Origin of the sequence: Mesorhizobium sp. M7A.F.Ca.CA.002.05.1.1 (assembly GCF_003998335.1) — a bacterium.
In the GTDB taxonomy this organism is placed as follows: domain Bacteria; phylum Pseudomonadota; class Alphaproteobacteria; order Rhizobiales; family Rhizobiaceae; genus Mesorhizobium.
Map to the genome: position 1 here is coordinate 1 of NZ_RZQI01000153.1, position 9,296 is coordinate 9,296.

Annotated in this window: 7 protein-coding genes; 4 read left to right on the plus strand and 3 right to left on the minus strand. The window is 62.6% G+C overall.

What is annotated here, in order from left to right; genetic code table 11:
* From EN939_RS10600 to EN939_RS10610, 3 genes are all read left to right on the plus strand, one after another.
* On the plus strand, nt 1-281 hold a 281-nt coding region (locus EN939_RS10600), incomplete at its 5' end, for an alpha/beta fold hydrolase (protein WP_164750938.1).
* 129 nt (nt 282-410) lie between these two features.
* Complete coding sequence (gene metH / locus EN939_RS10605) at nt 411-4,220, plus strand: methionine synthase (protein ID WP_127267972.1); 3,810 nt, start codon at nt 411-413, stop codon at nt 4,218-4,220.
* Between the two features lie 103 nt (nt 4,221-4,323).
* On the plus strand, nt 4,324-5,718 hold the full coding sequence (locus EN939_RS10610; RefSeq protein ID WP_127267973.1) for a multicopper oxidase family protein: 1,395 nt from the start codon (nt 4,324-4,326) through the stop codon (nt 5,716-5,718).
* A 33-nt stretch (nt 5,719-5,751) separates the two neighbouring features.
* Here EN939_RS10610 and EN939_RS10615 read toward each other — a convergent pair whose 3' ends face one another.
* The 3 genes from EN939_RS10615 to EN939_RS10625 all read right to left on the minus strand — a co-directional run bounded on the left by EN939_RS10615 (nt 5,752) and on the right by EN939_RS10625 (nt 7,998).
* Nucleotides 5,752-6,039 carry a PTS sugar transporter subunit IIB gene (locus tag EN939_RS10615; protein ID WP_023809203.1) on the minus strand — a complete coding sequence of 96 codons (288 nt, stop codon included), beginning with the start codon at nt 6,037-6,039 and terminating at the stop codon, nt 5,752-5,754.
* Nucleotides 6,040-6,056: 17 nt separating this feature from the next.
* Nucleotides 6,057-6,518, minus strand: coding sequence for a PTS sugar transporter subunit IIA (locus EN939_RS10620; protein WP_127267974.1), 462 nt, complete (start codon nt 6,516-6,518; stop codon nt 6,057-6,059).
* A gap of 73 nt (nt 6,519-6,591) precedes the next feature.
* Entirely contained in the window at nt 6,592-7,998 is a 1,407-nt protein-coding gene (locus EN939_RS10625; protein WP_027035737.1) for a PTS galactitol transporter subunit IIC, read from the minus strand.
* Nucleotides 7,999-8,338: 340 nt separating this feature from the next.
* On the opposite strand from EN939_RS10625, the gene EN939_RS10630 reads away from it, so the two are divergent.
* Nucleotides 8,339-9,296, plus strand: a 958-nt coding sequence (locus EN939_RS10630) for an NAD(P)H-dependent oxidoreductase (RefSeq protein ID WP_127267975.1), incomplete at its 3' end; no start/stop codon positions are given.

A 9,296-nucleotide genomic window follows, 5' to 3' on the forward strand; every position in this document is an offset into this window, starting at 1 on the left:
CCGATGGGCGGGCGCGGCGCCTGATGTTCGAAAAGTTCGCGGCCGGCACCGGCCGGAACCAGCGCGAAATCGTGGCCGGCAAGACGCCGCCGATCGCCGTTCTGAACGGCATCGACGAGCCATTCGTCAACACCGATTTCGTCTCCGCTGTGAAATTCTCCAATCTATGGGAAGGCAAGGCCCATCTGCTCGACAAATCCGGCCACGCGCCGTTCTGGGATTCGCCGGATCGTTTTGATCCGATCTTCGCCCGCTTCCTGGCAAGCGTCGACAGAGCGTAGGTTCGTAGTAAACCGCGCCTCAGACCCCACTTCGTGATGGGTGGGGTGACAATGGCGAGCATCTGTCGTATATTGACATAAAGATATCCTTATGTGACATGAAAAGGTCTGTCGCCAAAGGGATAAAAAATGTCGCAGAATTCTGCATCGCTGGACGCATTGTTCGGCCCCGTAGCGGCAAAACCCGACGGTTCGGAAGTGCTTGCGGCGCTCACTGCGGCAGCACGCGAGCGCATTCTCATCCTCGACGGCGCCATGGGCACACAGATCCAGGGCCTCGGCTTTGACGAGGACCAGTTTCGCGGCGAGGCCTTCGCCGGCTGCGCCTGCCATCAGCAAGGCAACAACGATCTTCTGATCCTGACGCAGCCCGGGGCGATCGAGGAGATCCACTATCAATACGCCATCGCGGGCGCCGACATCCTCGAAACCAACACTTTCTCCTCGACCTCGATCGCACAGGCCGACTACGGCATGGAAGATGCCGTCTACGCGCTGAACCGCGATGGCGCGCGGCTGGTACACCGCGCTGCTGTTCGTGCCGAGCAGCAGGACGGTAAGCGCCGCTTTGTCGCCGGCGCACTCGGGCCGACCAACCGCACCGCCTCGATGTCGCCCGACGTCAACAATCCCGGCTACCGCGCCGTGACCTTCGACGACCTGCGCCTCGCCTATGGCGAGCAGCTGCGCGGGTTGATCGATGGCGGCGCCGACATCATCCTGATCGAGACGATCTTCGACACGCTGAATGCCAAGGCGGCGATCTTCGCAGCGGAAGAGATCTTCATCGAAAAGGGCGTGCGCCTGCCGGTGATGATTTCGGGCACCATCACGGACCTCTCCGGCCGCACGCTGTCGGGCCAGACGCCGACCGCCTTCTGGCATTCGGTGCGCCATGCCAGCCCCTTCACCATCGGCCTCAACTGCGCGCTCGGCGCCAATGCGATGCGGGCGCATCTGGCCGAGATTTCAGGCGTCGCCAACACCTTCACCTGCGCCTATCCGAATGCCGGCCTGCCCAATGAATTCGGTCGGTATGACGAGAGCCCGGACTTCATGGCCGCGCAGATCGAGGAGTTTGCCCGCGAGGGACTGGTCAATGTCGTCGGCGGCTGCTGCGGTTCGACGCCCGAGCACATCCGCGCCATCGCCGAAGCGGTGAAGAAATATCCGCCACGTGCCATTCCAGACATCGAGCCCAAGATGCGCCTGTCCGGGCTGGAGCCGTTCACGCTCACCGACGAGATTCCGTTCGTCAATGTAGGCGAGCGCACTAACGTCACCGGCTCGGCCAAGTTCAGGAAACTGATCACGGCAGGCGACTATGTCGCCGCGCTCGACGTCGCGCGCGACCAGGTCGCCAATGGCGCGCAGATCATCGACATCAACATGGACGAGGGGCTGATCGATTCGAAGAAGGCGATGGTCGACTATCTCAACCTGATCGCCGCCGAGCCGGACATAGCCCGCGTTCCCGTCATGGTCGACAGTTCGAAATGGGAGATCATCGAAGCCGGCTTGAAATGCGTGCAGGGCAAGCCGCTGGTCAACTCCATTTCGATGAAGGAGGGCGAAGAGGCATTCCTGCATCATGCCAGGCTGGTGCGGGCCTATGGCGCCGCCGTGGTCGTCATGGCTTTCGATGAGGACGGCCAGGCCGACACCAAGGCGCGCAAGGTCGAGATCTGCACGCGCGCCTACAAGCTCCTGACCGAGCAGGCCGGCTTCCCGCCCGAGGACATCGTCTTCGATCCCAATGTCTTCGCCATTGCCACCGGCATCGAGGAGCACGACAATTACGGTGTCGACTTCATCGAGGCGGCCGGCGAGATCACCGCGACGCTGCTGCATGTTCATATCTCCGGCGGCGTGTCGAACCTGTCCTTCTCGTTCCGCGGCAACGAGCCGGTGCGCGAGGCCATGCATGCCGTGTTCCTCTACCATGCCATCCAGCGCGGCATGGACATGGGCATCGTCAATGCCGGTCAGCTTGCCGTCTACGATACGATCGAGCCTGATCTGCGCGAGGCCTGCGAGGACGTCGTGCTCAACCGCGCGCCCAGGGCCGGCGGCACCGCCACCGAACGCATGCTGGAGATTGCCGAACGCTTCAAAGGCACGGCCGGGAAGGAAGCGCAGGAGCGCGATCTCGCCTGGCGCGAATGGACTGTCGAACAGCGGATCAGCCATGCACTGGTCAACGGCATCACCGAATTCATCGACGCCGACACCGAGGAAGCGCGGCTTGCCGCCGAGCGGCCGCTGCATGTCATCGAAGGCCCGCTGATGGCCGGCATGAACGTCGTCGGCGACCTGTTCGGCGCGGGCAAGATGTTCCTGCCGCAAGTGGTGAAATCGGCGCGGGTGATGAAGCAGGCCGTCGCCGGATTGCTGCCGCATATGGAGGCCGAGAAGCTGGCCAACGCCGCCAACGGCATCGACAATGGCGAACGCCAGACAGCGGGCAAGATCCTGATGGCGACGGTCAAGGGCGATGTCCATGACATCGGCAAGAACATCGTCGGCGTCGTGCTCGCCTGCAACAACTACGAGATCGTCGATCTCGGCGTCATGGTGCCGGCGGCCAAGATCCTGCAGACGGCCCGTGAGCAAAATGTCGATGTCATCGGCCTTTCCGGCCTGATCACGCCGTCTCTCGATGAGATGGTGCACATGGCTTCGGAAATGGAGCGTGAAGGCTTCGACATTCCGCTGCTGATCGGCGGCGCGACGACCAGCCGTGTGCACACGGCGGTGAAGATCCACCCGCGCTACACCAAGGGCCAGACGGTCTACGTCACCGACGCCAGCCGGGCGGTGGGTGTCGTGTCGTCCTTGCTGTCGAACGAGACCAAGGGCGGCTATGTCGACACGGTGCGCACCGAATACAAGAAGGTCGCCGATGCGCATGCCCGCTCCGAAGCCGACAAGCAACGGCTGCCGCTGGCCAAGGCGAGGGCCAATGCGCACCGGATCGACTGGTCTGCCTACGAGCCGCCGAAGCCGTCCTTTACCGGCGTCAAGGTATTCGTGAACTGGGATCTCACCGAACTCGCGCGCTACATCGATTGGACGCCGTTCTTCCAGACTTGGGAGCTGAAGGGCCGTTATCCCAAAATTCTCGAAGACGAGGCGCAAGGCGCCGCCGCGCGCCAGCTGTTCGAGGATGCGCAGGCGATGCTGAAGCAGATCATCGCCGAGAAATGGTTCGCGCCGCGCGGCGTCGTCGGTTTCTGGCCGGCCAATGCCGTCGGCGACGACATCAGGCTGTTCACGGACGAAAAGCGGTCGCAGGAACTGGCGACCTTCTTTACCTTGCGCCAGCAGCTGACCAAGCGCGACGGCAAGGCCAATGTCGCACTGGCGGACTTCGTCGCGCCAGCGGAGTGCGGCAAGCCGGATTACATCGGCGGCTTTATCGTCACCGCCGGCATCGAGGAGGTGGCTATCGCCGAACGGTTCGAGCGAGCGAATGATGATTATTCGTCGATCATGGTCAAGGAGCTGGCAGACCGCTTCGCCGAAGCCTTTGCCGAGCGGATGCATGAGAAGGTGCGCAAGGAATTCTGGGGCTATGCTTCAGATGAAGCGCTGGCGCCGGACGAACTGATCGGCGAACCCTATCGCGGCATTCGTCCGGCGCCCGGCTATCCGGCGCAGCCCGATCACACCGAGAAGGCGACTTTGTTCCGGCTGCTCGACGGTGAGCGCAATGCAGGCGTGAGCCTGACCGAAAGCTATGCAATGTGGCCGGGTTCCTCGGTATCAGGCATCTATCTGGCGCATCCCGAAAGCTATTATTTCGGCGTCGCCAAGGTCGAACGCGACCAGGTCGAGGATTACGCACGCCGCAAGGCGATGCCATTGGCCGAGGTAGAGCGCTGGCTTGGCCCCATCCTCAACTACGTACCGGCACACTATGCCGAGGCGGCTGAATAGCGGCGCCATGCGTTCAACAGAATTTGCGCTGGTTGCCGGCTTGTGATCCGTGGCGCGGCGGTTACACCTGCGCGGGCAGCCGTCTTTATAGTTGGAGCGCCGAATGACCTTACTCACACGCCGCAGGCTTTTGAAGACGGCTGCGGTTGCCGGCGCGGGCGGGATCGGGCTTTCGGCGATGGGCCGGCTTGGTGGCTGGGCCGCCGCGACGCCTGAGCCGGTGGTTTTGCAGACGGCAAAGATCCAGGCGAAGCTGATGGATGTCGGCCAGACCAGGGATGTGCTGACCTATGGCAACGCCGGAATGCCGCCCGTGCTCAGGATGAAAAAGGGCGAGCCCTTCGCAGCACGCCTTGTCAACGCGATCGACGATCCGACGACGATCCACTGGCACGGTATTCGCGTTCCCAACAAGATGGACGGCGTGCCGTTTCTGGTACAGCCCTACGTCTACACCGGCGATCATTTCGACTACGCCTTCACGTCGCCCGATGCCGGCACCTTCTGGTACCACCCGCATTGCAACACGCTGGAGCAGATGGGCCATGGCCTGACCGGCGTGATCGTGGTCGAGAATCCCAACGATCCGAAATTCGATGCCGAAATCGTCCTCAATTTGCGCGACTGGCGCCTCGGCGACGACGGTCAGTTCATCGACCAGTTCCGGCCGCGCGATGCCGCGAGAACCGGCACTTACGGCACGGTACGCACCGCCAACTGGCTCGACCAGCCGCAATATGATGCGCCGGCCGGCGGACTTGCGCGGCTGCGTGTCGCCATCACCGACGTGACGCGCATCTACGCTTTCCGCGTCGACGGTGCGGAGGCGAGTGTCATGGCGCTCGACGGCAATCCGGTGCCTGAGCGTTTTTCGCCCGACGCCTTGCTGCTCGGACCCGGCCAGCGCATGGAGCTGGCCATACGCATGCCCGACAATGAAGGCGCGATGGTCAGCTTGAGGGACGTCAGGGGCACCAAGCCAAAAATCCTGGCGACCCTGCGCGCGACAGGAAAATCCCTCAAACGGGACATTCGCGATGTTGCTCCGCTGGAGCTCAATCCGGTGGCGGAAGTGGATCTCGCCAGTGCCAGGCATATTTCCCTGGCACTAAGCGCCACGGCGGAAAACGTCCCGAGCGATGGCATCTGCGGTTCGCTTGGCTATAGTTTCTGGGCCCTCAACAAAGTGCCGTGGCCAGGCGACACCAAGGACCCGACCGCGCCACTGGCCGAATTGAAGCTTGGCCAAAGCTACGTCATCGACATGGAGAACCTGACGCCGCAATCTCATCCGATGCATCTGCACGGTATGAGCTTCAAAGTGCTGTCATCCTCGACGCGCCAGGTTCAGCCTGTGATTTCCGACACCTATCTCATCCAGCCCAACGAGAAGGTTCAGCTCGGCTTCGTCGCCGACAATCCCGGCGATTGGCTGCTGCACTGCCACATCATCGAGCACCAGAAATCGGGAATGACGAGCTATGTCAGGGTGGTGTGAAGCCGCGTCAGCCTGCGCGTAGCGTCTGTGCCGTCATTTGCGCAACTGCGCCTCGATCTCGTCGAGCACCTTGTCCTTGCCGATGCCGGTGAGGAAGGCGAGGCCCTTGATCACCGGCTTGGTGACCGAAGCGGAGATCGGGGTGGTTGCGACGATGAAGTCGACATTGTCGGCCAGTCCGGGCACTTCGGTGGCCTTCGCCTGCTGGGCATTGAAGGTGAGGCCGCGTTTCTTCATTTCCTCGGTGACGGCGACATTGACCGCGGTCGAGGTGGCGATGCCCGTGCCGCAGGCAAAGAGAATGGTTTTCTGTCTCGACATCTCTGCTTCTCCTTGTTTCAGCCGAGTACGGCTCGCACGTCTTCGAGGGTTCTGGCCGACCTCAAATCATCCAAGGCTTGCGGGTTCTGGATGGTGGCCATGACGGCCTGCAGCGCCTCAATCTGCTTGTCCTTGTCGTTGATGGCAAGCAGGAAGACGAAGCCGACCGGCAGCATCTCGTCGGGATCCTCCATGTTGGCGAAGGTCACTGGTTGCTTCAATGTGCCCATCGCGATGCCAGGCTTCAGCACATGCTCCGGATCGGTGTGCGGCACCGCGACATTATCGGAGCGTTCCAGCGGCAGTCCGGTCGGGATGGTCAATTCGCGGCGCACGACCGCGTCGGCATAGCTGCTTTTGACATAGCCAAGTCTCTCCAGCCGGCCCGCCAGGATGCGGATGATCTCCTCATTGGTCGAGGCATCGGATCCGAGCACGATCGCGTCAGGGTCCAGAAGCTGCATGAGTCCGTCGGACATTCTTTGCTCCGTCTATGAAATCGTGCGCCGCGGGAAGGGCGCACGATCGGTTTGAGGGTGGACGCTATCAGGTTCAGGCCGTCTCTTCGGCCGGCTCGTCCTCGGCGCCCGCGGCCCGCTCCCAGCCGAGCGGATTGCGGCGGTAGAGGACAAACAATGCCGCGATGACCACTGCGATCACGATGATGCCGACAAGCCCCATCCCCTGGATCGCCTCGATGACCACGTAAGGCACCCACAGGAAGCCGTCGACCACCGAGGTGATCTGCAGCGCGTCCGCCGGCAGCTTGAAGCCCGACGAGACTGCTGCGCTGGTGAACAGCGGCGCCAGCGCGTTGGCGACGTAGAAGCCGATGGCCAGCGTCACCGTGCCGATCACCACCATGCGGAACACGTTGCCTTTGACCAGCGGCGCGGTCATGGCGACGATGAAGGGGATGACCGCGAGGTCGGCGAACAGGATGACGCGGTTGCCCGGCAGGATGATGGACAGGATGATCGCGATCGGCACCAGGATCAGCGACGACGAGATCGCGGCCGGATGGCCGATCAGGATCGCCGAATCGAGGCCAACGAGAAGCTCTCGGTCACCGGTGCGCTTGCGCACGAACGCCTGTGCGGCGTCGGAGACGGGGATCAGCCCCTCCATCAGGATCTTGACCATGCGCGGCAGCAGCAGCATCACCGCGGCCAGTGTCATGCCGGTGCCCAGAACCTTGGCCAGCACCACGCTGAGATCACCCGCATTGTAGAACGCGATTGCACCAAGCACGAGGCCGATGATGAGGCCCATCACGACAGGTTCGCCGAACACGCCGAACCTGCGCTCGATCGTATCGGTGTTGATGTTGATGCGGTTGATCCCGGGAATGCGGTCCATGATCCAGTTGAGCACAATGGCGATCGGCAGGATCTGTGCCGAGGCGAGATGCGGCACCGAAATGCCGGGCACGCCGTAGAACTGCTGTACCGCGCGCGCCGACCAGTCGGCGAACAGCAGCGAGAGTGCTGCGACAAGTGCTGCGACCGCGATGCCATAGGCCAGATTGTCGGTTGCGGCGACCACCAGCGAGCCGACAAAGGCGAAGTGCCAGAAATTCCAGACGTCGACATTGAGCGTGCGCGTCATGCGTGTCAGCAACAGCACGATGTTGACGAGGATGCCGACCGGAATGACCCAAAGGCCGACCGACGAGCCGAAGGCGATCGCGGCCGCGGAGGGCCAGCCGACATCGATGATGTCGCGATGAATGCCGGTGTTGGTGACGATGGCCTTGGCGACGTCGCCAATCGACGTGAACATGAGGCCAAGCACCAGATTGATGCCGATGAAGGCGACGCCGATGGTGACGGCGGCGCGAAAAGCCTTGCTGACCTTGGCGCCCAGAACCACGGCGATGATGAAAATGACAATTGGCAGCAGGATCGTCGGGCCAAGCGTATCGATGGCCCCTTTTAGGCCCGCGAGAACAGTATCCATTTTTCCTCCCCTGGAGCCGCGAGCCTTCGCTCGACGCCTCGCAATGATGCTCCATCCAGCCTTTGACGCCCCGGCGCAAAGACACTCCCCAATTTGCCCCAGAGGCGAATGCTTTCCGACTGTCGCGTCGGTGAACATTTGCCTTTGTTGACAAACGAATGTTTTATTGGGGTTGTCAGCTGCGATGTCAATTGGTTGCGCTTCGGCCAATCGAGCCTCGGCGGTCGTCCCTTCCGAGACGATTTCGCGGGAAATTGCCGGTCGCGACCGGGTTTCGTTGGCAAATAGAACCCGTTCCCTGCTATCCGACCTCAAATCACGAAGCTGTGGACATTCCTGCATGACCAACGTCGCCCTGACCGGCCTTGCCCGCGATCTCGCCAGGCGTGCCGCCGAGGGCCGCCCGGTGCGCATCGGTGTCATCGGTTCGGGCGAAATGGGCACCGATCTGGTCACCCAAGGCATGCTGATGCCAGGCATTTCGATCTGCGCCGTCTCGACGCGCCGCCCGCACACCGCGCGCGATGCCATCCGTATCGCCTATGGCGACGAAGCCATGGCCGTCGAAGCCGACACCGCGTCGAAAGTCACCGGCGCTATCGAGAGCGGCAAGATCGCCGTCACTTCGAACGAGATGCTGGTCACCAATCCGCTGATCGACGTCGTCATCGACGCCACCGGCAAGCCGGGCGTCGCCGCCGATTTCGACCTCATGGCGATGGAGCACGGCAAGCATCTGGTGATGATGAACGTCGAGGCCGACGTCACCATCGGCTGCTACCTCAAGCAGCAGGCCGACCGGCTTGGCGTCGTCTATTCGGTGGGTGCGGGCGACGAGCCGTCGAGCTGCATGGAACTGATCGAATTCGCGTCGGCGCTCGGGCTGACCATCGTCTCGGCCGGCAAGGGCAAGAACAACCCGCTCAACCACGATGCCGTACCGGACGACTATCGCGCCGAAGCCATCCGCCGCAACATGAACCCGCGCATGCTGGTCGAGTTCGTCGACGGTTCCAAGACCATGGTCGAGATGTGTGCCATCGCCAACGCCACCGGGCTGGTGCCCGACGTGCCCGGCATGCACGGCCCCAAGGCCGACCGCGATGACCTCGCCAAGGTGCTGATCCCGCGCGAGGATGGCGGTCTGTTGCTCAGGAAAGGCGTCGTCGACTACACGGTCGGCAAGGGCGTCGCGCCTGGCGTGTTCGTCATCGTCGAGGCGACGCATCCGCGCATCATCGAGCGCATGGACGACCTGCATATCGGCCACGGCCCCTACTACAGCCTGTTTAGGCCCT

Excerpts from the sequence above, each read along its gene's own strand:
- EN939_RS10620 (WP_127267974.1), bottom strand. The coding sequence starts at position 6,518 with ATGTCCGACGGACTCATGCAGCTTCTGGACCCTGACGCGATCGTGCTC.
- EN939_RS10610 (WP_127267973.1), top strand. The coding sequence starts at position 4,324 with ATGACCTTACTCACACGCCGCAGGCTTTTGAAGACGGCTGCGGTTGCC.
- EN939_RS10625 (WP_027035737.1), bottom strand. The coding sequence starts at position 7,998 with ATGGATACTGTTCTCGCGGGCCTAAAAGGGGCCATCGATACGCTTGGC.
- EN939_RS10615 (WP_023809203.1), bottom strand. The coding sequence starts at position 6,039 with ATGTCGAGACAGAAAACCATTCTCTTTGCCTGCGGCACGGGCATCGCC.
- metH (WP_127267972.1), top strand. The coding sequence starts at position 411 with ATGTCGCAGAATTCTGCATCGCTGGACGCATTGTTCGGCCCCGTAGCG.